Origin of the sequence: Tistrella mobilis (assembly GCF_041468085.1) — a bacterium.
GTDB lineage: Bacteria > Pseudomonadota > Alphaproteobacteria > Tistrellales > Tistrellaceae > Tistrella > Tistrella mobilis_A.
Map to the genome: position 1 here is coordinate 2067978 of NZ_CP121017.1, position 26248 is coordinate 2094225.

General features: G+C 68.7%; 19 protein-coding genes and 1 tRNA gene. 14 read left to right on the forward strand and 6 right to left on the reverse strand.

Going from position 1 to position 26248, the window contains the following annotated elements; genetic code table 11:
* Positions 1 to 29: 29 nt before the first annotated feature.
* The gene (locus tag P7L68_RS15150; protein ID WP_372006459.1) at positions 30 to 2348 is read right to left on the reverse strand and encodes a hydantoinase B/oxoprolinase family protein; all 2319 of its coding nucleotides are present in this window, start codon (positions 2346 to 2348) and stop codon (positions 30 to 32) included.
* Positions 2349 to 2399: 51 nt separating this feature from the next.
* On the reverse strand, positions 2400 to 4577 hold the full coding sequence (locus tag P7L68_RS15155) for a hydantoinase/oxoprolinase family protein (protein WP_372006460.1): 2178 nt from the start codon (positions 4575 to 4577) through the stop codon (positions 2400 to 2402).
* A gap of 317 nt (positions 4578 to 4894) precedes the next feature.
* On the opposite strand from P7L68_RS15155, the gene P7L68_RS15160 reads away from it, so the two are divergent.
* Entirely contained in the window at positions 4895 to 6829 is a 1935-nt protein-coding gene (locus P7L68_RS15160; protein WP_372006461.1) for a sigma-54-dependent Fis family transcriptional regulator, read from the forward strand.
* A 6-nt stretch (positions 6830 to 6835) separates the two neighbouring features.
* On the opposite strand, the gene P7L68_RS15165 is transcribed toward P7L68_RS15160, so the two are convergent.
* A complete protein-coding gene (locus P7L68_RS15165; RefSeq protein WP_372006462.1) occupies positions 6836 to 7312 on the reverse strand; it encodes an isochorismatase family protein in 477 nt (158 codons plus the stop codon).
* Positions 7313 to 7413: 101 nt separating this feature from the next.
* Between P7L68_RS15165 and P7L68_RS15170 the strand changes: the two genes are divergently transcribed.
* Positions 7414 to 8367 carry a cation diffusion facilitator family transporter gene (locus P7L68_RS15170; RefSeq protein WP_372006463.1) on the forward strand — a complete coding sequence of 318 codons (954 nt, stop codon included), beginning with the start codon at positions 7414 to 7416 and terminating at the stop codon, positions 8365 to 8367.
* Between the two features lie 207 nt (positions 8368 to 8574).
* Positions 8575 to 10329 carry an AMP-binding protein gene (locus tag P7L68_RS15175; RefSeq protein ID WP_372006464.1) on the forward strand — a complete coding sequence of 585 codons (1755 nt, stop codon included), beginning with the start codon at positions 8575 to 8577 and terminating at the stop codon, positions 10327 to 10329.
* Positions 10330 to 10361: 32 nt separating this feature from the next.
* Here P7L68_RS15175 and P7L68_RS15180 read toward each other — a convergent pair whose 3' ends face one another.
* Both P7L68_RS15180 and P7L68_RS15185 read right to left on the reverse strand, forming a co-directional pair.
* Positions 10362 to 11174, reverse strand: a complete 813-nt coding sequence (locus tag P7L68_RS15180) for a thioesterase II family protein (protein WP_372006465.1) — start codon at positions 11172 to 11174, stop codon at positions 10362 to 10364.
* A gap of 100 nt (positions 11175 to 11274) precedes the next feature.
* A tRNA-Gln gene (locus P7L68_RS15185) sits at positions 11275 to 11348 on the reverse strand.
* Between the two features lie 662 nt (positions 11349 to 12010).
* Here P7L68_RS15185 and P7L68_RS15190 point away from each other — a divergent pair.
* From P7L68_RS15190 to P7L68_RS15240, 11 genes are all read left to right on the forward strand, one after another.
* Positions 12011 to 13015, forward strand: coding sequence for a Ppx/GppA phosphatase family protein (locus tag P7L68_RS15190; RefSeq protein WP_372006466.1), 1005 nt, complete (start codon positions 12011 to 12013; stop codon positions 13013 to 13015).
* Between the two features lie 48 nt (positions 13016 to 13063).
* On the forward strand, positions 13064 to 13897 hold the full coding sequence (locus P7L68_RS15195; RefSeq protein ID WP_372006467.1) for an RlmE family RNA methyltransferase: 834 nt from the start codon (positions 13064 to 13066) through the stop codon (positions 13895 to 13897).
* Positions 13898 to 14146: 249 nt separating this feature from the next.
* Entirely contained in the window at positions 14147 to 15604 is a 1458-nt protein-coding gene (guaB, locus tag P7L68_RS15200) for an IMP dehydrogenase (RefSeq protein ID WP_372006468.1), read from the forward strand.
* A 136-nt stretch (positions 15605 to 15740) separates the two neighbouring features.
* The gene (locus P7L68_RS15205; RefSeq protein WP_372006469.1) at positions 15741 to 17108 is read left to right on the forward strand and encodes an RsmB/NOP family class I SAM-dependent RNA methyltransferase; all 1368 of its coding nucleotides are present in this window, start codon (positions 15741 to 15743) and stop codon (positions 17106 to 17108) included.
* A gap of 86 nt (positions 17109 to 17194) precedes the next feature.
* Positions 17195 to 17644: an MgtC/SapB family protein gene (locus tag P7L68_RS15210; RefSeq protein WP_372006470.1), complete on the forward strand. Its 450-nt coding sequence runs from the start codon at positions 17195 to 17197 to the stop codon at positions 17642 to 17644.
* A 187-nt stretch (positions 17645 to 17831) separates the two neighbouring features.
* Complete coding sequence (locus P7L68_RS15215; protein ID WP_372006471.1) at positions 17832 to 19523, forward strand: uracil-xanthine permease family protein; 1692 nt, start codon at positions 17832 to 17834, stop codon at positions 19521 to 19523.
* Positions 19524 to 19605: 82 nt separating this feature from the next.
* On the forward strand, positions 19606 to 20463 hold the full coding sequence (locus P7L68_RS15220) for an alpha/beta fold hydrolase (protein WP_372006472.1): 858 nt from the start codon (positions 19606 to 19608) through the stop codon (positions 20461 to 20463).
* Between the two features lie 119 nt (positions 20464 to 20582).
* Positions 20583 to 21641, forward strand: coding sequence for a DMT family transporter (locus P7L68_RS15225; RefSeq protein ID WP_372006473.1), 1059 nt, complete (start codon positions 20583 to 20585; stop codon positions 21639 to 21641).
* Positions 21642 to 21765: 124 nt separating this feature from the next.
* Positions 21766 to 23313, forward strand: coding sequence for a glutamine-hydrolyzing GMP synthase (gene guaA, locus P7L68_RS15230; protein WP_372006474.1), 1548 nt, complete (start codon positions 21766 to 21768; stop codon positions 23311 to 23313).
* A 188-nt stretch (positions 23314 to 23501) separates the two neighbouring features.
* Positions 23502 to 24077, forward strand: a complete 576-nt coding sequence (locus P7L68_RS15235; RefSeq protein WP_372006475.1) for a TetR/AcrR family transcriptional regulator — start codon at positions 23502 to 23504, stop codon at positions 24075 to 24077.
* A gap of 4 nt (positions 24078 to 24081) precedes the next feature.
* Positions 24082 to 25098 carry an NAD-dependent epimerase/dehydratase family protein gene (locus P7L68_RS15240; protein WP_372006476.1) on the forward strand — a complete coding sequence of 339 codons (1017 nt, stop codon included), beginning with the start codon at positions 24082 to 24084 and terminating at the stop codon, positions 25096 to 25098.
* Here P7L68_RS15240 and P7L68_RS15245 read toward each other — a convergent pair.
* A complete protein-coding gene (locus P7L68_RS15245) occupies positions 25035 to 26225 on the reverse strand; it encodes a helix-turn-helix domain-containing protein (RefSeq protein ID WP_372006477.1) in 1191 nt (396 codons plus the stop codon). The genes P7L68_RS15240 and P7L68_RS15245 overlap by 64 nt on opposite strands.
* Between the last annotated feature and the right edge of the window lie 23 nt (positions 26226 to 26248).

The following is a 26248-nucleotide window of genomic DNA, read 5'->3' on the forward strand; positions in this document are numbered from 1 at the left end:
AGGAAGACCGGCCCGGCGATGCCCGCGCCTCACTCCTCCACCAGACGGATCGTGGTCACGTCGGGCAGGGCCGAGAGGTCCATGCGGTGCTTCGAACCGAAGGAGGGGATGCCGAGCTCGCTCTCCTCGATCGTCCAGTCCGCGGGCAGATCCCAGAAGCTGCGGAACTGGTCGAGGAACTTGCCCGAAAGTCCGAAGCTGGTGGCATACATGTGCCGGACCGGCAGCGACGCCTCCTTGGCCAGGATCCGCTCCCGCTCCTCCGCCATCCACGCGCGGGTCGGGCGGCTGCGGGCGATCCGCTCGCGGCGGATCTCGGCGCGGCGCCGGGCGGTCGCCTCGCGGTCGACCTGCCAGCGGCCGCCGGCGACCTTCGTCGCCACGGCGCCATGGACCGAGGCGGCATAGCGCGGCAGCAGGGCGCGTTCGTTCAGATCCTGCTCGATCGCCGCCGGGTCGCGGTCCAGCGGGTCGCCGAAGCCCGGCCCGCCGCGGATGTAGTTGAGGTACAGGTCGTGGTTCTCGAACACCGCTTCGGTGGTCATCGCCTGATGGTCGCGCTTGACCCGGGCGGTACGGTCGATACGGGTTTCGTATTCGGGGTGGTCGGGATCGAGATCGGCACCGAAGGGCAGGGGTTCGCCCGCGGCGATCCGCCGGGCGATGCCGGTGTCATGGGCCTCGAAACGATAGCCGGTGGCAGAGGGATAGCCGCCCATCAGCCCCCAGTCGCTGACCATATAGCCATTGCCCATGAAGTACATGGTCCAGTCTTCGGCCTTCCAGACCATACGCAGGGTCTCGAAGCCGCAGCCGCCGCGATACTTGCCGTAGCCGCCCGAATTGGCCTTCACATTGCGGCCCAGATAGATCAAGGGCTCGGCCAGCTCCCAGATCTCCATGTCGCCCATATCGCCTTCGGGGTTCCAGATCGCGGCGGCGTGGTTCAGCCCGTCGCGGATCGCCGAGGCGCCGGTGCCGGTGGCCGCGGTTTCGAAGCTGTTGACCGCATGCACCTCGCCGTCCTGATTGATGCCGCCGCCCTGCAGCCAGTTCGAGGTGTTGCCGTTGCCGGCATTGACCTCTTCCAGATAGCCGCGGCCGTAATAGGCGGTCGACACGCCGCGCCAGAGGGCGCTCCAGCTCGACACCAGGAAATGCCAGGCATAGGCATGGCCGGTGCGCCGGTCGTCGGGATTCATCCAGGTGCCCTTGGGCAGCCGGAACTTCGTGCCGTAATAGGCGCCGTCGTTGATCCGCTCGGTCGGCACCAGGGTCTGGGTCATCATCACCCAGATGCCGCTGGTGAAGGCGACCTGGTTGGCGTTGTAGGTGTGCCAGCCCCAGCGGCTTGCGCCCTCGAAATCGAGCCGCCACGAGGCATCGGCATTGATCGTCATCTCGACCGGCGCATGCATGATGCTGTCGATCTTGGCGAAGGCCGAGGGGCAGCCGATGTCCTCATGCGCATAGGGCACGTCGACGAAAGCGACCTTGCGATAGGTGCCGGGGATGGTCATCGCCTTCACCCGGCTTTGCAGGCCGCGGCGGCCTTCTTCGATCACTTCGTAGGCGAAGCTCTCCCAATGGTCGACGCCGTGCTCTTCCAGCACCTCTTCCACCAGATCGCGGATCATGTGGCAGCCGGCGATGCGGGTGCGCTCGTCCAGGATCCAGTATTTGGTGGTGCGCACCGAGCGCTGGCTTTCATGCAGCCAGTCGCGCAGCGGCACGTCGTTGATGCCGGTCTTACGGCAGGTGATCTGATAGCCGTCGCCGAAGCGCTGGATCTGGCCGGTGGACATGGAGCCGGGGCCGACGGAACCCGTATCGATCACATGGGTGACGCCACCCACCCAGCCGACCAGCTTGTCCTGCCAGAAGATCGGCACGATCGTCGCGATGTCGCAGGGATGGACATTGCCGATCGAACAGTCGTTGTTGGTGAACATGTCACCGGGGGAGATGCCGGGATTGGTCTCCCAGCCGTTCTCGATCATGTATTTGATCGCAGCGCCCATGGTGCCGACATGGATGATGATGCCGGTGGAGGTGAGCACGCAGTCGCCGGCGGCGTTGTAGAGGGTGAAGCACAGCTCGCCCTCCTGCTCGACGATCGGCGAGGCCGCGATCTTCTTGGCGGTCTCACGCGCATGGACGAGGCCGCCGCGCAGTTTCGAGAACATCTTCTCGTAGCCGATCGGATCGGACTGTTTGAGCGCCAGGGTCTCAAGCCCGGCGTAGTAGCCGGTCTTCGCGGTGAGATCGAGCACCCGGGCCCGGTTCTCCTTCAGGGTCAGGCCGCCGCGGACCAGGCCCTCGCGTCGTTCGGACGACATCACGTTCATCTGATGCAGGTCCTTCGTATCATGAGTTTTTTTTAAGGAAACGGGCGGCGGTCAGTCGCGGCCGGTCTCGATCAGATGGAACAGCCGGTGGCCGTCGAGCCGGGTGGCGAAGCCGCGGGGCAGCACGAAGGTCGTGGCCGGGCTTTCGATGATGGCGGGCCCCTCGATCCGGTTGCCGGCCTTCAGGTCTTCCATCCGCCAGATGGTCGCGTCTTCCCAGCGGCCGCTGCGGTAGAAGCGGCGGGTGCCGAGGCGTGCGCTCTCGGGCGGCACGGGCCCGGCCTCGGGCTCTTCCGGCAGGACCGGCTTGGTGGTGGTGACCACGCCGCGCATGATCGCACCGGTCACGCTGAAGCCGAGTTCGGGCGAGCGGGCGGCATCGGCATAGACCCGGGCATAGGTCTCGTCGAAGGCGTCGACCAGCGCATCCCAATCGGCGGGGGTGGCGGCGCTGGTGATCGGCGAGATGATCTCCAGATCGTTGAGCTGCCCCAGATACTGCATGCGATAGCCCGGCCGGAGCATGACGTCCTCGGGCTTGAAGCCATTGATCGCGAATTCCTCGATCACCCGATCGGCCAGCTCTGCCCAGGCCTGCTGAAGCGTGGCACAGGCGCGGGTCTTGGCCTCGTCGTCGGCAACCGCCGGGATCGCGACGTCGACACTCTTGTCGTAACGGTATTCGAAATCGGCTGTGGCACAGCCGAAGGCCGAGAAGCCGGCCGCCCAGGCCGGGACGACCACGTCGCGGAAACCCAGCCCTTCGGTATAGCCATAGGTGTGCACCGGGCCGGCGCCGCCATAGGAGAAGCAGACGAAATCGCCGGGGCTGTAGCCCTTGGCGCTGATCGTCGCCCGGAGATAGTCGCGGAGCGAGAGATCGAGCAGTTCGATCACCCCGGCGGCCGCGGCTTCGACCGTCAGCCCCAGCGGTTCGGCAAGCTGGCGGCGGATCGCCTCATGCGCACGGGCGACATCGAGCTTGACCGCCCCGCCCAGGAAGTTGTCGGGGTTGAGATAGCCCAGCACCACATGGCAGTCCGAGACGGTGACCGTGTCGATGCCGCTTTCCGCCCAGCACACGCCGACCCGGTAGCCGGCACTGTCGGGGCCGAGTTTGATGGCACCGGTATGGGGGTCGAGACGCACGAAACTGCCGGCACCAGCCCCCACCGAATCCATCGCCACCAGCGGCAGCGACAGCACCAGCCGGGCCATATCGGGATCCGAGGCGATGGCGAAATTGCCCTTGGTGATCAGGGCCATGTCGAAGCTGGTGCCACCGATATCTGAGCAGGCGATGTTGTCATAGCCCAGCATCTGGCCCAGAAAACGCGACCCGATCACCCCGCCGATGGGGCCCGAGACCAGCGTCCGGGCCAGTTCCTTGGCCTTCCAGCTGATCGTGCCGCCATGGCTGGCCATGACCCGCAGGTCGAAGCGGCCGCCGACCTCGCGCATGCGGTCGCTGATCTTCGTCAGCGTGCGGCGCGAGGGCTCGGCCGCATAGGCTTCCAGAATGGTGGTGTTGGTGCGGTGGCTTTCCTTGCGCACCGGGTAATAGTCGACCGAGGCGAAGACCGGCACATCCGCACCCAGCTCGCGGGTGACCTCGATCGCGATGTCGCGGACACGCCGCTCGTGAGTGCCGTTCTTGTAGGAATGCAGCAGGCTGATCACCAGCGCCTTCGCCCCCGCCGAGACCAGCTCGCGGACGGCGGTGCGGACCTCGTCTTCCCGCAGCGGGATGACGACCTGGCCCTGGCTGTCGATCCGCTCGGTCACGCCGCGGGTCCGCTCCGGCGGCACCAGGGGCTTGTCGTAGCGATGGGTGTTCAGGTGGATGCGATCCTCGAAACCATAGCCCAGATAGCTCTGGATCGCGCGACCCATGCGGTGGTGGTCTTCAAGCCCGCGATTGACGATCAGCCCGACATCCAGCCCCTTGCGCTGGACCACGCGGTTCAGCATCGCGGTGCCGGAATAGACGCAGGTGACGAGTTCGTCATAGACCTCTTCCACCCCGCGCGACCATTGCTCCAGCGCATCGGCGGAGCTTTCCATCACCGCGCGGGCCTCGTCGTCGGGGTTGCTCTGCGCCTTGCCGACCACGAAATGGCCGTCGGCGCGCACGAAGAAGGTGTCGGTCATCGTGCCGCCGGCATCGATGCCCATCACCTGCACCGGAACCGCGGTTCGGGTGTCCTCCGTCGTCTGTGCGCGTGTCATGTGTCCTCCCAGGATCTCTCGTTGGCGGGGGCGATCGCTGCCGCCCTCGGGTCGACATGAATGGCAAGCCGCGTGCCAGATTGATGAAATCTTCGAAAAGTATTGTGGCGTCTGGCTTTGCAGGACCTGCTGCGCCGCCGTTTCGCAGACGCACCGGTCGCCTGCCGCCGTCCGGATGTCGGTCGGGCGTCCGGAAACCGGACGCCTCTCGCGCGGTCGGCACCGGCGACCGGCGCCGAGGCGGGTGGACAGGCTGCGGCAAACTGGTGCAAGCTGCTGTCCCAACGATAAAAATCCGTGTTGGGGAGGACGCCGTCATGCAAGGGGAAACCCAACCGCCGGGCGATCCGCCGTCCGTGCCGTCGGTTTTCGATGCCTGGGAAACGCTGGTGACCGGCGATGCCCGCGCCGTCGCCGGGGTGCGGGATCTGGTCGAAAACAGCTGGCGCCGCTGTCTGAAAACCGGCGTCGACCCGGCCGGGCGCGAGGCGCCGCTGGTCTGTTCGGAAGATCGGCTGGGCCTGCGCCGGGAACGCGCCGAGGATCTGCGCGGGGCCGCCGCCCCGGTGATGGGCGATGCCCGGGCCTTCCTGGCCGAGACCGGCACCATGATGGTGCTGGCCGACCCTGACGGGGTGGTGCTGGATGTCGAAGGCGACGGCCGGACCCGCGACCGGGGCGAGATCATCCGGCTGATGCCCGGCGCCGACTGGACCGAGACCGCGAGCGGCACCAATGCGATCGGCACGGCGCTGGCACTGGGTGCGCCGGTTCAGATCCACGCCGTGGAGCATTTCTGCGCCGGCATCAAGCAATGGACCTGTTCGGCGGCAGTGATCCGCGATCCGGTGGACCGAACCGCACTTGGCGTGCTGGATATCTCAGGGCTGTCGGGCGCCCATAACGCCCATTGCCTGGCGCTGGCGGTGACGGCGGCCGGGCGGATCGAGGGGCGGATCGCCAAGCGCGATCTGAACCTGCGCGCCCGGTTGATCGAGGCGGTGCTGGGCGAGGAGCGCTGGCCGATGGAGCGGCTGGTGGTCTTCGATCATCGCGGGCGGCCCGTCCGCATCGGTGATCGGGCCCGGCGGCTGCTGAAGGAGATGGCGCTTGATCCCACACGGGCGGCCGGCAGCGGGCCGGATCTGCCCGACTGGCTGAAGATCGAAACGGCCGAGCCGGTTTTCGATGCCGCGCGGCGGATCGGTGCGGTCTGTGTCGTGCCGCAGAGCCGGCCGCATCTGCCCGGGGGCGCGCGGATGCGCGATCTGGCCCCGTCCAGGGACGGCGATCGGCCGGCCGACCCCTTCGACGAGGTGATCGGCGAAAGCCCGCCGATGATCAAGGCCAAGGCCACCGCCCGGCGCCTGGCGGGCGTGGAGGTGCCGGTTCTGCTGACCGGCCCGACGGGCACCGGCAAGGAGGTCTTTGCCCGGGCGATCCATCGGGCGAGTGCGGTGGGGCAGGGCGCGTTCGTGGCTGTGAATTGCGGCGCGCTGGCCCGCGACCTGCTGGCGACGGAGCTGTTCGGCTATGCCGAGGGCGCGTTCACCGGGGCGCGCAAGGGTGGCATGGCCGGCAAGTTCGAAGCCGCCCATGACGGCACGCTGTTCCTGGACGAGATCGGCGAGATGCCGGCCGAGCTCCAGGCCCATCTGCTGCGCGTGCTGGAGCAGGGGGCGGTGGTCCGGGTGGGGGAGGCGCATGAGCGGCCGGTCCGCGTGCGGCTGATCGCCGCCACCCATCGTGACCTGCCGGCCGAGGTCGCGGCCGGGCGGTTCCGGGCCGATCTCTATTTCCGGATCGCGGTCACCGCCATCACCCTGCCGCCACTGGCCGACCGCGGCCCGGATATCGGCCGGCTGGCCTGCCACTTCGCCGCCGCCGCCGCCCGGCGCCACGGGCTGGTCCGCCACCCGCCTTCGGACGAGGCGCTGGCAAGGCTTGCCGCCCATGACTGGCCCGGCAATGTCCGCGAGCTGCGCAATGTGATCGAACAGGCGACCATCCTGACGCTTGCCGACCGGATCGAGGCCGCGGACCTGCCGGCCGCGATCGGTTCCGGCCATGTCTTCCGGCCGCGACCGGCCGAAGCGGCGGTCAGCCTGGGCGAGGCCGAGACTCAGGCGATCCTGACCGCTGCGGCCGAGACCGGCTGGAACCTCGCGGCGACCGCCCGCAGGCTCGGCATCGCCAAGAGCACGCTTTACGAGAAGCTGCGCCGCCACGGCATCCGACGGCCGGGCAGTTGACGAGGCTCAGGGCAGATCCGCCGGATCGTCGATGACCCTGCGGAAATGATGCACCCAGAGCTTGCGGGCGATGGCCGCATCGGGGTCGGCCGAGGAGCCGCGGACCGCAAAGCTGAGCAGGGTGGGGTGCAGCCCGGCATCGAACAGGCGGAAGCCCGCGGCCATCACGCAGGTGTCGGCCTGGATGCCGGCCACCAGCACCTGTGCGGGCTTCAGCGCCTTCAGGTACGCGATGGCTGTATCGGGCGGCAGATAGCCGTGCTTCACGAACACCCGGTCGACCGGCACCAGGCATTGGTCGGTGGTTCGCGGCGTCCAGCCGATCTGCGCGGCAAACGGCACCTGCGTCTCGTCGTGGAGTTCGATGGTAGCAACCGACGGGTAGCGGCGGGCAAGGGCGGCGATCCGGTCGACCAGCGCGGCCGAGGGTGCGAAGGTTTCCTGGACGTCGACGACGAGCAGGGCGGCGGACGGGTTGGACATGTTGACGGCCGTTGATCTTTCTGCACTCTGGGCGGGTGTTCGACCGTGCGATGATCGGCTAATGAGCGCGGATCTGTAAACCCGGGGGACGTGCCATTTCCGTGACGACGACATCATCGGCCGATCAGGCCCCGGACGTCCCCCCGGCATCCGCCAACCCCGTGACGATCGATCGCCTGGCGCTGCGGGAGCGGATGGCGCGGGCCGCTATCATCTCGGCCCTGCCGATGCTGGTGCTGACCGCGGTGGCGGCCTTCGGGTCGTCTTCAGTGGCGCTTCTGGCCGATTTCCTGCTGTCGATGCTCGATACCGCCTCGCTGGCGGTGGCCTGGGGCGTGGCCCGGCTCGCCCGGCAGGGCCGGCCGGTCCGGCTGGAACACGGGCTGGAGCGTCTTGAAAGCCTGGCGGCCGCCGGGACCGGCATCTTCCTGGTGCTGTCGATGATGCTGGTGATCACGCTTGCGGTGATCGACCTGGTGGAAGGGGCATCGGCGCCCACCGGCCCGGCGGTGGCGCTGGGTCTTGCGGTCAACGGCGTCTATCTGGTGGTCAACGCGACCATCCTGACCCGCCTGCGCCGCGCGGTGGCATCCGATCCTTCCCCCTTGCTGAAGGCGCAGGCGCGGCTGTTCGTCGACAAGGTGACATCCAACCTGCTGATGGTGGCGGCGCTGGGCCTTGGCTGGGCGATGGCCGGCCATCCGGCCGGGGGCTGGATCGATCCGATCGCCAGCCTGCTGATCGTGGCCTCCATGGCCTGGTGGGGCTTCCAGATCATGCGCAACGCCCTGGGCGAGCTGATCGATGCCGCCTGCGGCGAAGAGGTCCACATGCCGGTGGTGACGGTGCTGGCCCGGCATTTCGACCTGTATGACGATCTGGGCCGCATCCGGACCCGGCGGGCCGGCGGTCAGGCGGTGGTAGAGATCGAGCTTGGGTTCGCCGCGGATCTCCCGATCGGTGAGATCGCCGCCCGCAGCCGCCGGATCGGCACAGAGATCGAGGCGATGGTTCCGGCAAGCCGGGTGACCATTCATCCCTTTGCCGTCGACTGATCGACGTCTGTTGCATTTTGACGCGGTGCGGAAATCTTTTTCGCATTTGCGGTAGATATGCCCTCGCATATTCCGCGGAAAATCACCGGCATAAAAGATCATTGCGCGTGCCCGGGGCGGCGGTAACACTGTTCTCAGAAGAACGAGGTGACGGCCAAGAGGAATGCCGTCCCCGCCCGCGAGGAAACCCCAGCCGAAGAGGGCCGCATGACGCAGTCGTCCCGTCATCCCCAGACCACCGGCGCCAATGTCCCGGTCACCGACGAGCCTCTGCCCTATTGGGCGTCGAGCTATCCGCCGGGCATCGACTGGCGGCTGCCCTGGCAGCCGCGGGCGGTGACGACGGTTCTGGCCTCGGCCGTGGCCGAATTCGGCCCGAAGCCGATGGTATCCTTCGGCGAGACCAGCTTCACCTATGCCGAGATCGACCGGCTGTCGGACCGTGCGGCTGCGGGGCTTGCGCGGCTGGGGGTGGGGCCGGGGCGGCAGCTGGGGCTTTATCTGCCCAACACGCCGGTCTATCCGATCATGTTCTTTGCCGCGATGAAGCTGGGCGCGATCGTGGTGAATATGAGCCCGCTCGACGCGCTGCGCGAACTGCGCCACAAGGTGGAAGACGGCGAGGTTGCGGTGCTGGTGACCCTGGCCCTGCCGCCCTTCGCCGAAACCGCACTGAAACTGGCCGACGAGACCGGGCTTGCCACCGTGGTGATGGCCCGGCGGCCCGACGGCCTTGCGGGTGACGGGCCGGTGCCGCTGCCGGATGATCAGCGGGTGCACGACTATCAGGATATCATCGCCTGCGCCGACCCGGTGACGCCGGCGGTGGTTGCCGATCCCGCCGAAGAGGTGGCGGTGCTGCAGTATACCGGCGGCACCACCGGTGTGCCCAAGGCTGCGATGCTGACCCATGCCAATCTGATGGTGGCGACGGAGATGCAGCATGCCTGGACGATGACCGGAGAGGATGCGCTGCTGAAGCGCGGCGAGGAGACCATGCTGCTGGTCCTGCCGCTGTTCCACATCTACGCGCTTTCCCCCTGCTTCCTGCGCGCGGTCGATGCCGGCTGGCATGTCATTCTGCATCCGCGTTTCGACGCGGCGGCAGTGCTGCGCGATCTGGCTGCCCGCAAGGTGACCATCTTCCCCGGCGTGCCCACCATGTATACCGCCATGCTGGCACTGCCCGACTTCCGCCAGACCGATCTGTCCGCGCTGAAGACCTGTGCGTCGGGCGGAGCGCCGCTGCCGGTGGAGGTGCGCGATGCTTTCGAGCGGGCGACCGGCATTCCCGTACTGGAGGGCTGGGGCATGACCGAGACCTCGCCCGCCGGGACTGCCAGCCAGGCGCGGGACGGTTATCGCACGCCGCGCGGCTCGTGCGGGCTGCCGCTGCCCGGCCTGATCCTGGAGATCGTGGACCTGAACGATCCGGACAGGCTGCTGCCGCCCGGCCAGACCGGCGAGCTGTGCATCCGCGGCCCCAATGTGATGAAGGGGTATTGGAAGCGCCCGGACGCCACGGCGGAAGCCTTCGCCGGCGGCCGCTTCCACACCGGCGATGTCGGCTATATGGACGAGAAGGGCTATCTGTATCTGGTGGATCGCAAGAAGGACATGATCCTCTCCGGTGGCTTCAACGTTTATCCGCGGGTGATCGAAGAGGCGATCTACGAGCATCCTTCGGTGTCGGAGGTGATCGTGATCGGCGTGCCCGATGCCTATCGCGGCCAGTCGGCCAAGGCCTTCGTGAAGCTGAAGCCCGGGGCGGAGGAGATGGATATCGAGGGCTGGCGCAGCTATCTGGCCGACAAGCTGGGCCGGCACGAGATGCCGGCGGCGGTGGAATACCGCGAGGAACTGCCGAAGACGCCCGTGGGCAAGCTGTCGAAGAAAGAACTGGTCGCCGAAGAGAAGGCGAAATGGGACGCGGCCGGAGGGGAGACGCGGGCCCGGGCCTGACGCTGCCGCCCGTTTTCAGCGCCCGCCTGTCTTTACTGCCTGCCTGCTTTCAGGCCCCCGGCCGCGGCCAGGATTCGCGTCACGGTCGGGCGCGGCCGCTCAATCGCGAAGAAATGGCCGCCGGGCAGGGTGACGGCGCTGAAACCGCCGGACGTAAACGCCGCCCAGCCGGCCATGGCCGCCGCCGGAGCGGCGCGGTCCCCGGCGCCCGACAGGGCCAGGATCGGGCAGGGCAGGGGCGGGCGATCCGCCGACACCGCCCCTCCGCTGCCGATCGCGAAATCGGCGCGCATAAGCCGCAGGTAATGCGCCCTGAGCGACGGGTCGTTGCGTACCGCCACCGGCGTGCCGCCATAGAGCCGGTCGAGCGCATCGAAGAAGCGGTCGTCGTCGAGGCCGGACAGAGCCGTGGCACGGCTCGGCTGATCGGGCGGGATCCGTGCGCCCACCGCCAGCAGCCGCGGCGTGCGGCCGGCATCATGCAGGCGGTGCGCCACTTCCAGCGCGATCAGCGTGCCCATGCTGTGCCCGTAGAGCACCAGCGGCAGATCGTCGTCATGGACGAGCAGCGCCGCCGCTACCGCATCGGCCGCGGTGGCGATCGATCCGATCGGCGCTTCGGCCGCCCGCTGTTCGCGGCCCGGCAGCTGGACCGCCATGATGGCGGCATCCTGACGCACCACCAGGGCCCATGGCTTGAAGGCTGCGGGGCCGCCCCCGGCATGTGGACAGCAGATCAGGCGGATGCCGGGCGGGGTGTCACCGTCGGTTGCAAGTGGCCGGACCAGCCAGCCGGCGGGATCGACACGGGCCCAGCGGGCCGGCGGCGGACGCAGAGAAATCACGGCGGCATCCTTCCTTCGACAAGAAGATGCCGATCATCATGCCGCAGTCATGCCGGGAAACGCAAAAGGCCCGGTTCCGAAGAACCGGGCCTTTCAGTGCTGGCTGGGGGACTAGGATTCGAACCTAGGCTGACGGAGTCAGAGTCCGTAGTCCTACCGCTAGACGATCCCCCATCAGGATTGCGGTGTCGCTTTCGCGCCCGCCGGGCAGTGTTTGGTGCCGCCCTCGTCGTGTTGGGGAACCTAATAAGACGGCTTCGCGATGTCAAGCGGGGTTCGTGCATTTTTTGTCGACGCCCGAAACCGCATCGCGGCCGGTGTCGGCCCCATGGCGGCGCTTTCAAAGCGGATGGAAAGGCGGTAGAACGGCAGAGACGGCCGATTCATGACGGATCGGCGAGATATTTCTTTCAAGTCAACGACGCGGTGCCGGTCGCCGGTTTCCGCGGACGGGAAGAGCAGTGACCGAGATACCTGACGACCGTGCCGCGCGACAGTCGCGGCGGCGGAGGCGGGCGCGTCGCGGCCGGCGGAAGGCCGCAGCAGCCGGCACCCCGGCGACCGTGCCTGTGCCTCCCGCCGCGCCGTCTCCTGCCGCGCCGCCGCCCGACGTGCCCCTGCCGCCTGTCGTGCCCCTGCCGCCTGTCGCCCCGGCGGTGCCGCCGGTCGCACGGACGCGCCCGAAACCCGCCACGCCATCGCCGCAAAAGGCGGCACGTGGCGATGACGGCCGGGGGGGCGCCGCTGCGCCCGTGCAGCCGTCCGCGGGTGAGAACGGGACCGCCCGTGCAGGGGACGCCCGGCATGATCGCGGACATCCCGCGGTCCGGCCATCGGTGCCGCCCTTCGCGGCCCTGGACCTTGGCACCAACAACTGCCGCCTGCTGATCGCGCGGCCGTCCGGCGAGGATTTCGTCGTGCTGGACAGCTTTTCGCGCATCACCCGGCTGGGCGAGGGGGTGGAGGCGAGCGGGGTTCTGCTGGAGGCGGCGATGGACCGCACGCTGCGCGCGCTGAAGGTCTGCGCGGCCAAGCTGCGCCGCTGGCCGCTGGCCGGCGTGCGGCTGGTGGCCACCGAAGCCTGCCGCCGGGCGGGCAATGCCGGTGACTTCCGGGCGCGGGTGCGCGATGAAGCCGGGCTCGACCTTGAGATCATTCCGGCCGATGAGGAAGCGCGGCTGGCGGTGATCGGCTGCGCGCCGCTGATCGATCGCAGCGCCCGGCGGGTGATCGTGGTCGATATCGGCGGCGGCTCCACCGAGCTGACGGTGATCGCGCCCGACCCCGAGGCGCCGGGCGGCCTGCGCCGGGTGGACTGGGTGTCGCTGGCGCTGGGCGTGGTGACCATGGCCGACCGTTTCGGCGGCGGCGATGTGCCGCCCGACACCTATCGGGCGATGCGCGCCGAGGTCTCGGGCCGGCTGGCCGAACTGGTGGCCCGGGTAGAGCTGGCCGATCATATCGCCGACGGCGCCGTGCAACTGGTGGGCACCAGTGGCACGCTGACCACACTGGCCGGCGTGCATTTCGACCTGGCGAGCTATGACCGCGATCAGGTCGACGGCCGCGAGGTGGCGGTGGCGGCGATGCGCGAAACGGCGGAGCGGCTGAGGGCCATGGACCTGGGCGATCGCGGCCGGCATCCTTGCGTCGGGCGCTCGCGCGCCGATCTGGTTGTGCCGGGGGCGGCGATCCTGGAGGGCGTCTGCGATGCCTTTCCGGTGGCCTCGCTGACCGTCGCCGATCGGGGGCTGCGCGAAGGCATGCTCTACGAGATGATCGCGGCCCACCGGGCCAGCCGCCGCCGGCCGGGCCGGCGTGGCGGGCGGCACGGCCGCTGACCGGATACTGGCTGCCCCCTGACAAGGCATAACGGGAGATCCATCCCCATGACGACGGGCAATGGCGGCCGTGGCGGCCGTAACGGATCGGGACGCGGCGGAGCCGGCCGGTCCGGGCGCAGCGGCGGCGGCAGCGGCGATCCGATCGCCGGCCAGCGCATGGTCAAGCAGCGGGTCCGCACGGCGGGCCGGCGGTCGGCCTCGTCTACCCGCTGGCTGGAGCGGCAGCTGAACGACCCCTATGTGGTGGCGGCAAAGCGCGAGGGCTATCGCTCGCGCGCGGCCTTCAAGATCCTGCAGCTGGACGAGAAATACGGGCTGCTGAAGCCCGGGCAGCGGGTCGTGGATCTGGGCGCCGCCCCCGGCGGCTGGACCCAGATCGCCGTCGATCGCACGAAGGCCGGCCGCGCCGGCGGTGGCCGGGTGGTGGGCATCGACCTGCTGCCTGTGGAGCCGATCGAGCACGCAACCCTCATCCAGCTGGATTTCCTGGATGATGCCGCCCCCGATCTGCTGAAGCAGGCGCTGGGCGGCCCGGCCGATCTGGTGCTGTCGGATATGGCGCCCCAGACCAGCGGCCACCCGCAGGTCGATCATCTGCGGATCATGCATCTGCTGGAAATCGCGCTTGATTTCGCAGCCGAAGTGCTGGCGGAAGATGGCGCTTTCGTCGCCAAGGTCTTCCGTGGCGGGGCCGAGGGTGATCTGGTGAAGCGTATGCAACGGCTGTTCCGCACGGTGAAGCACATGAAGCCGGCGGCGAGCCGGCCGGAAAGTTCCGAGATGTATGTGATCGCCCAGGGTTTCCGGCCCGAGGTCGCCGCGGCCGAGCGGGCGCGCGAGGGCCGTGAAGCGGACGGTCGGGGAGAAGCCGAGGGCTGAAACCATCGTTCCGGGTGCATGCGCCGCACGAAGGGCGGCCCTGCGTCCGGCGGAACAGAAACCGGCTTCAAGCGCGGCCGCATCGGTGTATATTGCGCGCCCATACACGGTACGCGCTGTTCACCCCGCCACACTCGGCCCGATCACGGTCTGCCCGGCCTGATCGATCCGGGTTTTCCGCGTACCCGCCGGGCCGGCGCGCGTATGCCGGCCGGGCGCCCACGGCCGAGAACGCGAGGCTGGAAACCGATGACCATTCGTGAAGCCCTCACCTTTGACGACGTCCTGCTCGTTCCCGGCGAATCGGACGTGCTGCCCGCTCAGGTGCAGACGGCGACCCGCCTGACCCGCAACATCGAACTGGGCATCCCGCTGGTCTCGGCGGCCATGGACACCGTCACCGAAAGCGGCCTTGCGATCGCCATGGCGCAGCTGGGCGGCCTGGGGGTGATCCACAAAAATCTCGACGTCGACGCCCAGGCGGGCGAGGTGGCCAAGGTCAAGAAGTTCGAGGCCGGCATCGTCGTCAACCCGGTGACCATTCGCCCGGATGCGCGCCTGGCCGATGCCCACGAGCTGATGACCCGCCACAAGATCAGCGGCATTCCGGTCACCGAGGCTTCCGGCAAGCTGGTCGGCATCCTGACCAACCGCGATGTGCGTTTCGCAACCGATCCGCGTCAGCCGATCCACGAGCTGATGACCCGCGAGAACCTGGTCACGGTCACCGAGAATGTGACCCGCGACGAGGCCAAGCGCCTGCTGCACCGCTACCGGATCGAGAAGCTGATCGTCGTCGACGACCAGTATCGCTGCGTCGGCCTGATGACGGTGAAAGACATCGAGAAGGCCCAGGCTTTCCCGAATGCCTGCAAGGATGATCAGGGCCGGCTGCGCGTCGGTGCCGCGGTGGGTGTGGGTCCCGACGGCGTCGGCCGGGCCGAGGCTCTGATCGCCGCCGGCGTCGATCTGCTGGTGGTCGACACCGCCCATGGCCATAGCCGCGGTGTGGTCGATGCGGTGAAGCGCATCCGCCAGATGAAGGGTGATTTCGACGTCGTCGCCGGCAATATCGCGACCGCCGCCGCCGCCGAGGCGCTGATCGCGGCCGGTGCCGATGCGGTGAAGGTCGGCATCGGCCCGGGCTCCATCTGCACCACCCGCGTGGTGGCGGGCGTGGGCGTGCCGCAGCTGACCGCGATCATGGACTGCGCCGAGGTGGCGAAGAAGCGCGACGTGCCGGTGATCGCCGATGGCGGCATCAAGTTCTCGGGCGATCTTGCCAAGGCGCTCGCCGCCGGCGCCAATGCGGCCATGATGGGCTCGCTGCTTGCCGGCACCGACGAGGCGCCGGGCGAGGTGGTGCTCTATCAGGGCCGGTCTTACAAATCCTATCGCGGCATGGGCTCGGTGGGGGCCATGGCCCGCGGTTCGGCGGACCGCTATTTCCAGCAGGAAATCAAGGACACGCTGAAGCTGGTGCCGGAAGGCGTGGAAGGCATGGTTCCCTATAAGGGGCCGGTCGCCGGGGTCGTTCATCAGCTGGTCGGCGGCCTGCGCGCCGCGCTGGGCTATACCGGCAGCCGCACCATCCCCGATCTGCAGGAGCGGGCGAATTTCGTGCGGATCAGCGGTGCGGGCCTGCGCGAAAGCCATGTCCACGACGTGACCGTCACCCGCGAGGCGCCGAACTACCGCCAGGGCTGACGGTTCCATCGCCTCACTGACGACCTTTCCGATCGGGGCGGACGGCCGATGGCCGCCCGCCCCGATCGGTCGTCAGCCCCACCCGTCATCATTCCCCAGACCATCCCGCCGTCATCCGTTCAGGAGCCAGAGCCCCATGACCCCCGCCGCCCGTGTCGATGCCGCGATCGAGCTTCTGGACACCGTCCTGCGCGAAACCCGCCCCGCCGATCAGGTCATCGCCCACTGGCTGCGCGGCCGGCGCTATGTCGGCTCCAAGGATCGCGGCTGGATCGTCGAGGCGGTCTATGCCTCGCTGCGCGAAAAGCAGCGGCTGGAATGGTGGGCGTCGCGTGTCGGCCTGCCGGCACGGGCGCGCAGCCTGGTGATCGTGGCGCTGATGCTGATCGACCATCGTACCGGCAACGAGATGCCGACCCTGTTCGACGGCTCCACCCACGGCCCGTCGAAGCTGTCGGACATTGAGCAGATGGCCGTGCAGATGCTCCATGGCCAGGATCTGGCGGTGGAAGGCCAGCCCCGTGCGGTGCGCCTGAACCTGCCGGGCATCGCCGCCGACCGGCTGATGGCCCGGTTCGGCGACCGGCTGGAAGCGCTGGGCGAGGCGATGAACGCGCCCGCACCGGTCGATCTGCGCGCCAACGGCATCAAGGCCGATCGTGACGAGGTGGCGAAGCAGCTGGCGCGCGAGGGTGTGGAGTCCGAGCCGACCCCGTTCTCGCCCATGGGCCTCCGGCTTGCCCGGCGCATGCCGATCTTCCACACCCGCGCCTTCAGCAACGGCCTGGCCGAAGTGCAGGACGAAGGCTCGCAGCTGGTCGCCCTGCTGGTCGATGCGAAGCCCGGTGATCAGGTCGCCGATTTCTGCGCCGGCGCCGGCGGCAAGACGCTGGCCATGGCCGCCACCATGGCCAATAAGGGCCGGATCATGGCACTCGACATCTCGGAAGCGCGGCTGGAGCGGATGTCCGAGCGCATGCGCCGTGCCGGCGTGCACAATATCGAGCGCCGCGCCCTGAAGCACGAGCGCGACCCGTGGGTCCGCCGCCACAAGCTGAAGTTCGATCGGGTGCTGGTCGATGCCCCCTGCACCGGCTCGGGCACCTGGCGCCGCGCGCCCGATGCCAAGTGGAAGCTGACCGAGGAAACCATCGCCGAGCTGACCGAGCTGCAGGGCCGCATCCTCGAAAGCGCCGCCCGGCTGGTGAAGACCGGCGGGCGGATCGTCTATGCCACCTGCTCGCTGCTGCCCGAAGAGAACGAGGCGCGTGCCGAGGCCTTCCTCGCCACCCATGGCAGCGAATTCCGCCGGCTCGACGCCCGCGAGATCCTGCCCGGCGATCTGGCCGCCGCGCTGAAGCTCGATGGCCCCGACCTTGCGCTCGACCCCGCCACCCACGGCACCGACGGCTTCTACGCCGTCGCCTTCGAGCGCATCGCCGACCCCGCGCCGACCGAGGTGGTGCAGGCGGAGGAGAACCAGGCGGAGATGGCGGGCGACTGACGCCTGCCCGCGGCGCCTCATCCGGAACCGATCCTCTTCTGTCGTCGTTGCTCTTGCAGGCCGTCATCAGCCCGGAGAACGACGACATGGAGACGAGCGAGATCATTCTTCGCCTCGGCATCGCCACCGCCGCCGGGCTGCTGCTGGGGCTCGACCGCGAATTGCGCGGGATTTCGGCCGGCATCCGCACCCATGCGCTGGTGGCGATGAGTTCGGCGCTGATCACGGTGTCGGCGCTGATCCTTTACGACGATCTGCGCGCCTCGGGCCAGCCCGACCTCGATCCGCTGCGCGTGGTCCAGGGCCTGGCGCAGGCGATCGGTTTCGTGGCCGCCGGGGCGATCTTCGTCTCGAAATCCGCCGTCCACAATCTGACCTCGGCCGCCAATATCTGGCTCGCCGCCGCCATCGGCATCGCCTCTGGCGCGGGGCAGATGCGGCTGGTCGCCGTCGGCGTGGGGCTGGGGGTGGTGATCGTCACCCTGGTCCGGATTCTGTCGAAATTCATTCCGGGCAGCGACAAGGAAGAACAATAGGGCAGCGGCCCCTGTCGACAGCCATTGTCAGGGCGTGTGGCCAGCCTTGCCAACCATCCCGTCTCCCGATCTGCTGTTCTGAAATGATCAGGGGGGCAGATGGTCCGGATCCGACAAGACGGCCCGGCTTGCCGATGGCGGGCGGCTCGAACCATGGGGCGGGCAGAAGCCGGGGAGGGCCGGTCCGATGGTCTATGACCGGCTCGCAAAACCGCCCTTGCCCGTGGTCCTGGCTGCCGCGGCCCAGCATATGGTGCTGATGGCCGTTACGCTGGTCTTTCCGCTTCTGGTCGCGCAGGCGGCAGGGGCCGATGCCTCGATGCAGGGCCATTACATGCAGCTCTGCATGCTGGCCATGGGGGTGGCGACCCTGATTCAGGCCTGGGGTGGGCGGCTGTTCGGGCGGACCGACATGGGCAGCGGCTTCCTGCTGCCGGCGGTATTCGCCGCGGCCTATCTGCCCCCGGCACTTCAGGCGGCGCGCCTGGGCGGGCTTGAGGCCGTGGCCGGCCTCACCATTGCCGCGGGCCTCTCCCAGATCGTCCTCAGTCGCCTGATCGGCCGTTTGCGGCCCTATCTCTCGATCGAGATCGTGGGCCTGGTCGTGTTCATGATCGGCATCATCCTGGGCATCGTGGCCTTCAAGCTGATGACCGGCATCGGCCAGCCGCAGCCGCTGGAGGCGCGGGGCACGGGCACGGCGGTTCTGGGTCTGGCGGTGATGGTGGGGCTGTCGGTCTGGGGCGGCGCGCGCATCCGCAACCTTGCCGTGTTGATCGGGCTTGTCGTTGGAACCATGGCCTATTTCGGCACCAGCCGGGTCATGGGGCTGCCCCTGGTCGACGCGACGGCGCCGTTCGAAGTCATTCGCTGGCCGCTGGTGGTGCCGGATTTTGAGGCCACCGCCCTGCCGGGCTTTCTGGTCGGTGCGCTTGCCTGCACCCTCAGGGCCTTCGGCGACGTCGTTGCCAGCCAGAAGGCCGGGGATCGCGATTGGAAGCGGCCGGACTATCCGAACATTGAAGCCGGTGTCCTCGCCGACGGCGTCGGCAGCGTGCTGGCCGGGCTGATCGGGGTCATGGGAACCAACACCTATTCCGCCAGCGTCGGCCTTTCGGTCGTCACCGGCATCCGGGCGCGCAGGGTTGCCATGGTGGCGGGCGCGGGCTGGGTGCTGCTCGCCTTCCTGCCCGGCTCCGCCGCCTTCGTGCTGGCCATTCCGCCGGGCGTGCTGGGGGCGGCCCTTCTCTTTGCCTCCTGCTTCGTGGTGCTGGCGGGGATCTCCATCCTGGGCCAGCGCATGCTGGATGCCCGCCGGACCCTGGTTATCGGTATCGGGCTGCTGCTCTGGGTCTCGTTCGATCAGATGCCCGGTTTCTATACCGAAAATCTGCCCGAGATTTTGCAGCCGGTGGTGACCTCGTCGCTGGTGCTCGGCCTGCTGACCGCGCTGGTGCTGAATGCGGCCCTGCGGATCGGCAGCCGGACGACCCGGCAATTCGCCTGGAAGCCGGCCGACGGCTTCTTGCTGCTGCGTGACTTTCTGCGCGAGAGCGGCGAGGCCGGCGGCGCGCGCGCCGATGCAATGCTGCGGCTGGTTCAGCTGGCCGACGAATTCAGCCATGCGGCGCCGGCCCTTGCCGGGAACAGCCCGATTTCGGTAACGGCGCGCGTGGATGAATACCGGCTGGAACTATCGTTGATCTGGCTCGGGGATCCCCTTGAGCCCGGGCCGCAGCCCAGTCTCGACGATCATGTCGACGAGGACAGGGTGATGAAGGGCGTCGTGCTGGCGCTGATGACGCGCCTCGCCGACCGCCTGATCTGCCGGCACCTGCCTGACGGCCGGCATGAAATCCTGTGCATCGTGGAACAGTGAGGGTCGCGCTCGTACAATCGGACATGCCCTGATGACAACCAGGCCCACTCAACGGGCCGCAGGGAGGCGGGAGGGAACGTCCATGCACAAATCCATGCGCACTTCGGATGGCGCCACCATCCGCTATGTCGACGAAGGGGCCGGCGAGGTGCTGGTCCTGCTGCATGGCTGGGCGCAGTCGGCAGCGATGTTCCGGCATCAGATCGCGGAATTCGCCGGCACCCGGCGGGTGATTGCGCCGGATTTCCGCGGGCACGGGGCTTCCCCCGACTGCGCGCATGGCCACCGCATCTACCGCTTCGCGGCCGATCTGGCCGAGTTGATGGCGCATGAGGGCATCGGGCGGGCGACGATCCTGGGCTGGTCGATGGGGGCATCGGTGCTCTGGGCCTATGTCGATCTCTACGGCACCGCGCGGATCGACCGCTGCATTTTCGTCGACGAGCCGGCCTCGGTGATGCGTCAGGCCGGCATGACCGACGACGAGGCGGCCGATGCCGGCGCGCTTTTCGATGCCGCGACCATGATCGGCATCGCCGCCCAGCTGGCCGGGCCCGACAGTGCGGCGGCGCGTGAGGCCTTTCTCGACGGCATGATCACGCCGGGCATCCCGTCGGAGCTGAGGCGCTTCCTGCTGGACGAGAATCTCCGGCCCGTGGCGCGCACGATCGCCGCGCTCTTCGCCGATCACTGCTCGATCGACTGGCGCGACGTGTTCGCGCGGTTCGACGTGCCGGTGCTCGTGATCGGTGGCCGGGTCAGCCATGTCGACATCCGCTCGCAGATCTGGATCCGCGACCGCTTGCCCGAGGCAGAACTGGTGATCCTGGACGAGGCGGATGGCGGGGCGCATTTCCCCTTCATCGAGGCGCCGGAGGTCTTCAACGCCGTGCTCACGCGCTTCCTCGGCGCCCCTGCCGCCGCGGCCGGAGCCGCCTGAACCGGCACAGCCCCGGTCGTCCGGCCCCGGTCGGCCGGCCCTTGGGGGAACACCCCGGTTCCCCGGCCCGTTGCTCCCGACCCGATACCACTCCCGGTATCGGCGATCGAGGAGGTGTCATGACGGACGGAACCGGCCGGGCAGCGGCGACGCGCGCCGCTGATCCCGCTCCGCGGAGGGCGGCGGCATCGGGTAGCACGCACCGTGCCCTGATGGAACTTGCCCTTGCCATGGTCCTGTTCGGCTCGGCGACGCCGGTCGCCCGGATCGTGACCGCGGCGATGCCGGTCTTCGTGGCCGGCAGCCTGCGGGCGGTAATCGGCTCCCTGCTGCTGCTGCCGGTGATCCTCCGGCGGCGCAGGGCGCTGGCCGCGATCGACCGGCGGAGCTGGGGGCTGATCGCGCTCATTTCCGCCGTCGGCATGGTCGGCTTCACCGTCTTCATGCTTTACGGCATGCAGATGGTCTCGGGCATCGAAGGCTCTGTGGTGATGAGCGCCACGCCCGCGGTAACGGCGCTCGCCTCGGTTCTGGTGCTGAAGGATCGGGTGAGCTGGCGGACGGTCGCCGCGGTGGGGCTTGCCGTTGCGGGCGTGCTGGTGCTGCAGCTGGGTGCCGGCGGCGTTGCGGGCGAGGGGGCCGCGGGCGGGGAACAGGGCGGCGGCCCAAGCTGGACCGGCATGCTGCTGGTTTTCGCGGCGGTGTGCTGTCAGGTCGCCTATACCCTGCTCGGCAAGCTGGTGGCGCAGCGGGTGGATCCGGTGCTCGTCGCGGCCCTGTCGGCCTGGATGTCGCTGATCGTCTTCCTGCCGCTGGCGCTCTGGCAGTTGCCCGATTTCGCCCCCCATAAGGTCGGCGGCGAAGCCTGGGCGGCGGCCCTCTGGTACGGTGCCGGCACGCTCGCCATGGGCAACTGGCTCTGGTATGCGGGGCTTGCCCGCGTGCAGGGTGCGGTGGCGGCGGGCTTCATGGCGCTGATGCCGGTCTCGGCGCTGGTGCTGTCCTACATCCTGCTGGGGGAGCCGTTCCGCATGGTGCATCTGGCCGGCTTCGTCGTGGTGCTCGCCAGCGTGCTGATGATCTCGTGGGAGCATGCGCGCATGGCCCGCCGGGCGGTGGCCCGGGCCGCGTGCGCAGATCGTGCCGGCGATGAGGAGAGCGAGGTGGTCCGCGGCTGAGCGCATGGGCCGCCCACGCCGTCTGCGCCCTTGCCAAACCGGCCCGGTCGTGGTTCTCTCCGCTCCACCGGGCGGTGGCCGGCGCGATGGTCCGGCGGCACCGCCCCGACCCTCAGGAGGCGCGATGACCGACCGCATCCTGATCCTCGACTTCGGCAGCCAGGTGACGCAGCTGATCGCGCGCCGTGTGCGCGAGGCGGGGGTCTATTCCGAAATCAAACCGTTCAGCGTCGATTCCGCGTGGATCGAGGCTTTTGCACCCGCGGGCGTGATCCTGTCGGGCGGCCCCGCATCGGTGACCGAGGCGGCGACGCCGCGGGCGCCGGAGGTGGTCTTCCGCCTGGGCGTGCCGGTGCTCGGCATCTGCTATGGTCAGCAGACCATGGTCGATCAGCTGGGCGGCCGGGTGGAGGCCGATGATCACCGCGAATTCGGCCGCGCCTATGTGGATGTCCGCGATGCCTGCCCGCTGTTCGACGGCGTCTGGGCGCCGGGCGAACGCCATCAGGTGTGGATGAGCCATGGCGACCGGGTGACCGCGCTGCCCGAGGGCTTCCGCGTGGTCGGCACCTCGGACGGTGCGCCCTTCGCCGCCATTGCCGACGATGCCCGCCGCTTCTTCGGCGTGCAGTTCCACCCCGAGGTGGTGCACACCCCGGACGGGGCGAAGCTGATCGGTCATTTCGTCCGCGACATCTGCGGCTGCCCCGGCGACTGGACCATGGCCGCCTTCCGCGAGAGCGCGATCGCGCGCATCCGCGAGCAGGTGGGCCGCGAGCGGGTGATCTGCGGCCTCTCGGGCGGCGTCGACAGCGCGGTTGCGGCCAAGCTGATCCACGAGGCGATCGGCGATCAGCTGACCTGCGTCTTCGTCGATACCGGCCTGCTGCGTTCGGGCGAGGCCGAACAGGTGGTCGACCTGTTCCGCGGCGCCTTCAACATCCCCCTGGTGCATGTGGATGCCGGCGCGCTCTTCCTTGAGAAGCTGGCGGGCGTGGACGATCCGGAGCGCAAGCGCAAGATCATCGGCGCGACCTTCATCGACGTGTTCGAGGCGGAAGCGAAGAAGATCGGCGGCGCCTCTTTCCTGGCCCAGGGTACGCTCTACCCCGACGTGATCGAATCGGTCTCGTTCACCGGCGGCCCGAGCGTGACCATCAAATCGCATCACAATGTCGGCGGCCTGCCCGAGCGCATGAACATGAAGCTCGTCGAGCCGCTGCGCGAACTGTTCAAGGACGAGGTCCGCGACCTCGGCCGCGAACTGGGCCTGCCCGACGGCTTCGTCGGCCGCCATCCCTTCCCGGGACCGGGCCTCGCCATCCGCGTGCTGGGCGCCGTGGCCGAAGACCGCCTCGCCATCCTGCGCAAGGCCGACCGGATCTATCTTGAAGAGATCCGCAATGCCGGCCTTTACGACGCGATCTGGCAGGCCTTCGCGGTGCTGCTGCCGGTCCGCTCGGTGGGCGTGATGGGCGACGGCCGCACCTACGACAATGTCTGCGCGCTGCGCGCCGTCACCTCCACCGACGGCATGACCGCCGACAGCTACCCCTTCGACCACGCCTTCCTGAGCCATGTGGCGCACAGGATCATCAACGAGGTCAAGGGCATCAACCGGGTGACCTATGACGTGACGTCCAAGCCGCCTGGAACGATCGAGTGGGAGTGAGGGGCCGCGGCCTCTGACAGATCGCTGGACTGAGGGAAACCGCCGGGGCGAAAGCTTTGGCGGTTTTCGTCTGCCAGGACTCACAACCCTCCAGAACAACCTGCTCCCAAGGCTGATATAGCACTGCTATAGACTCGATCCTATAGCGGTGCTATATTCCGGAAACGGTCAGGAGGGCGGCACCCGATATGGATACGAAGACGGCACTGGTGGCGGCGGCCCTGACGCTGATCGAGAAGGAGGGCGCGGCGGCTTTCTCGACGCGGGCGGTCTGCGACATCGCGAAGGTGACGGCGCCCACCCTTTATCATCATTTCCGGAGCGCCGACGGTCTGTTGAGCGCGGCGATCGCCGAAGCGTTCGAACAGTTCCTGTCATCGAAGAGGGCAGCCATCCGGTCGACGGATCCGGTCGCGGCGCTGATCGAAGGCTGGGACAACTATGTGGGATTTGCCGCGGCGCGCCCGCGCCTTTACGCGGCGATGATGGCGCGGTTCCTCTCGGGCGCCGATCTGCCGGCGGCGCGGGAGGGGCAGGCCATGCTGCGCCAGCGCATCGCGCAGATCGAGGCTGCCGGCCGGCTGGCGATCGCGCCCGAGGCGGCCGTTCAGGTCATCTGGGCCTCGGCGAATTCCGCCGCGCTGCTGTTCCTCGGCACCACGCTTCAGCCCGGCGTCGATATGGGCACACCCGATCCCGCCACCATCGCCCGGCTGCGCGATGGCGCCGTGCAGGCGATCTGCACCCCGGCTCTCCCGGAGTAGACGCATGAAAATCTTTGTGACCGGCGGGTCCGGCTTTCTCGGCGCCCGCCTTATTCCAAGGCTGATGGCGGAAGGCCATGAGGTGCTGGCCATGGCCCGCTCGCCATCGGCCGATGGCAAGCTGCGGGCGCTCGGAGCGGTGCCGGTTCGCGGCGACATGAACAATCCCGACGACATGGAGATGCCGCCGGTCGACGCGGTCATTCATCTGGCGGCTCACTTCCGCTTTGCCGGTCCGCGCGCGCCATATCTCCGCGTCAATGTGGACGGCACGAAAGCGCTGTTGAAGGCCGCACGGGCAGCGGGCGCGTCATCCTTCATCTATCTGACGGCCGCTGCCGTCATCATGGACGATCGCGGCTCGCCGATCCGCAATGCCGACGAGCGGGCGCCGACTTTCCCAGACAGTTTCTCACCCTACATCGCCAGCAAGGCGACCAGCGAAGCCGGCGTTCTTGCCGCCAGCGGCTCTGGTCTCCGCACCATCGCCATTCGCCCGCCGGGCATCTGGGGGCCGGGCGACGCCTTCAGCCGAAACATCCCGCACGCGATCAGGTCGGGCCGTTTCGCATTCATCGCGCGCGGCGACTATCCGTATTCCACCTGCCATGTCGACAATGTCGTCGAAGCGCTGATCTGCGCGCTCGACCGGGGCGAAGGCGGCCGGGCCTATTTCGTCCGCGATCCCGACAACACGACTTTCCGCGCCTTCATCGACGGGTTGGCGAAGCTGCAGGGGCTGTCGATCGACACGCTTCGTTCGGTTCCCTATGGGACGGCCTTCTTCATGGGGCGCATGATGGAACTCGGCGCCCGCATCAGGCGCGCGGATCAGGATCCCCCGCTGAGCCGAACGATGGTGCGCCTGATCGGCCGCCCGTTCACGATCGACGACAGCGCCGCGCGGCGGGATCTGGGCTATGTTGGCCGGGTTTCGCGTCTGGAGGGGCTGGCCTCTTATGGCGTGGGGCAGCCACCCGGTGGCGGCGCGTCCGACGGCTGCCTGACGGATGCGCGATAGGCCGACGGGGTCATCCCGGTTTCACGCTTGAAGGCGGCATTGAACACGGATTTGGAATTGAAGCCGGCGTCGAGAAGCACGTCCATCAGGCTGTCCTGCCGCGCCGGGTCGCGCAGGATTTCCTGGGCCGCGGCCACGCGCAGGCGCGCGATGTAGTCGTGATAGCCGATGCCGAAGGCGGTGTTCAGGGTCTGGCTGACGTCGTTCGGGCTGGCGCCCACCGCTTCGGCCAGCCGCGAAAGGTTGAGCAGAGGGTCGCGATAGAGCCGGTCCTGCTCCATCACCCGGGTGATGGCGGCGGCGAGTTCCGACCGGTCGGCCTCGGGCAGGGCGGCGCGGCCGTATTTGGGGCGGGTGGGGGCCAGGATCGCCGCCAGCATCTCGCCCGGCGGCGGCAGCATGCGGTCGGGTTGTGCGAGGCCGAGCAGGCCGAGGGCGTAGAGAGCCGCAACCTGCACCACCCCGGCCAGGGCCTCGAAGGGGGCGGTGTCGATGCCCGGCATCAGCCCCGCGACCAGGCTGCAGAGATAGGCGAGCCAGGACACACCGATCAGGACCAGCAGGCCGCGCAACCAGACGAGCCGGCCGGCGAGCGGATCGCCCGGGCGGAGATCCCGGCCGCGGGACCTGACCTCGCGCAGGCTGAGGACCAGGGCGGCCGCGATCAGCATCGCCGACAGAAGATGCACCGTCACAAGCGACAGCGCGGCCGTGACGATCCCGGGATCCGACGCCCCGGCGCGGTCGCTCAGAACGGCGAGCCGGGTGGGGGCGGGCTGGATCAGGAACAGGAGGGCGGCAAGGCCGGCCGTGACGGTGGCTGCGATCCAGGGCCAGTCCCGCCGCTGCAGCCGCCAGGCAGGGTTGAAGATCGCCGCCACATGGCCCCGCAGACAGGGGCCGATGAGCGGAATGAGCAGCAGGCCGGCCCCGGCCAGGACCGGCGCCCGATCCAGCCAGCCGAACCGCAGGGCGGCATCCTCCAGCCCCGACAGGGTGACGGCGCCGATCAGCGTGGCCAGAAACAGGGTCGATGCGCGGCGCAGATCACGCCGCACCACCAGCAGCCCGGCCAGGAGCAACCCCTGGCCGAGCCCGATCAGAAGAAGAGCGGCAACGAGATCCAACCAGCGCCTCGACCTCAGGAGAG

What these genes read in the sequence shown, in the direction of transcription:
- P7L68_RS15150 (WP_372006459.1), bottom strand. Translation starts at nt 2,348, where the DNA reads ATGAACGTGATGTCGTCCGAACGACGCGAGGGCCTGGTCCGCGGCGGC.
- P7L68_RS15155 (WP_372006460.1), bottom strand. Translation starts at nt 4,577, where the DNA reads ATGACACGCGCACAGACGACGGAGGACACCCGAACCGCGGTTCCGGTG.
- P7L68_RS15160 (WP_372006461.1), top strand. Translation starts at nt 4,895, where the DNA reads ATGCAAGGGGAAACCCAACCGCCGGGCGATCCGCCGTCCGTGCCGTCG.
- P7L68_RS15165 (WP_372006462.1), bottom strand. Translation starts at nt 7,312, where the DNA reads ATGTCCAACCCGTCCGCCGCCCTGCTCGTCGTCGACGTCCAGGAAACC.
- P7L68_RS15175 (WP_372006464.1), top strand. Translation starts at nt 8,575, where the DNA reads ATGACGCAGTCGTCCCGTCATCCCCAGACCACCGGCGCCAATGTCCCG.
- P7L68_RS15195 (WP_372006467.1), top strand. Translation starts at nt 13,064, where the DNA reads ATGACGACGGGCAATGGCGGCCGTGGCGGCCGTAACGGATCGGGACGC.
- guaB (WP_372006468.1), top strand. Translation starts at nt 14,147, where the DNA reads ATGACCATTCGTGAAGCCCTCACCTTTGACGACGTCCTGCTCGTTCCC.
- P7L68_RS15205 (WP_372006469.1), top strand. Translation starts at nt 15,741, where the DNA reads ATGACCCCCGCCGCCCGTGTCGATGCCGCGATCGAGCTTCTGGACACC.
- P7L68_RS15210 (WP_372006470.1), top strand. Translation starts at nt 17,195, where the DNA reads ATGGAGACGAGCGAGATCATTCTTCGCCTCGGCATCGCCACCGCCGCC.
- P7L68_RS15215 (WP_372006471.1), top strand. Translation starts at nt 17,832, where the DNA reads ATGGTCTATGACCGGCTCGCAAAACCGCCCTTGCCCGTGGTCCTGGCT.
- P7L68_RS15220 (WP_372006472.1), top strand. Translation starts at nt 19,606, where the DNA reads ATGCACAAATCCATGCGCACTTCGGATGGCGCCACCATCCGCTATGTC.
- P7L68_RS15225 (WP_372006473.1), top strand. Translation starts at nt 20,583, where the DNA reads ATGACGGACGGAACCGGCCGGGCAGCGGCGACGCGCGCCGCTGATCCC.
- guaA (WP_372006474.1), top strand. Translation starts at nt 21,766, where the DNA reads ATGACCGACCGCATCCTGATCCTCGACTTCGGCAGCCAGGTGACGCAG.
- P7L68_RS15235 (WP_372006475.1), top strand. Translation starts at nt 23,502, where the DNA reads ATGGATACGAAGACGGCACTGGTGGCGGCGGCCCTGACGCTGATCGAG.
- P7L68_RS15240 (WP_372006476.1), top strand. Translation starts at nt 24,082, where the DNA reads ATGAAAATCTTTGTGACCGGCGGGTCCGGCTTTCTCGGCGCCCGCCTT.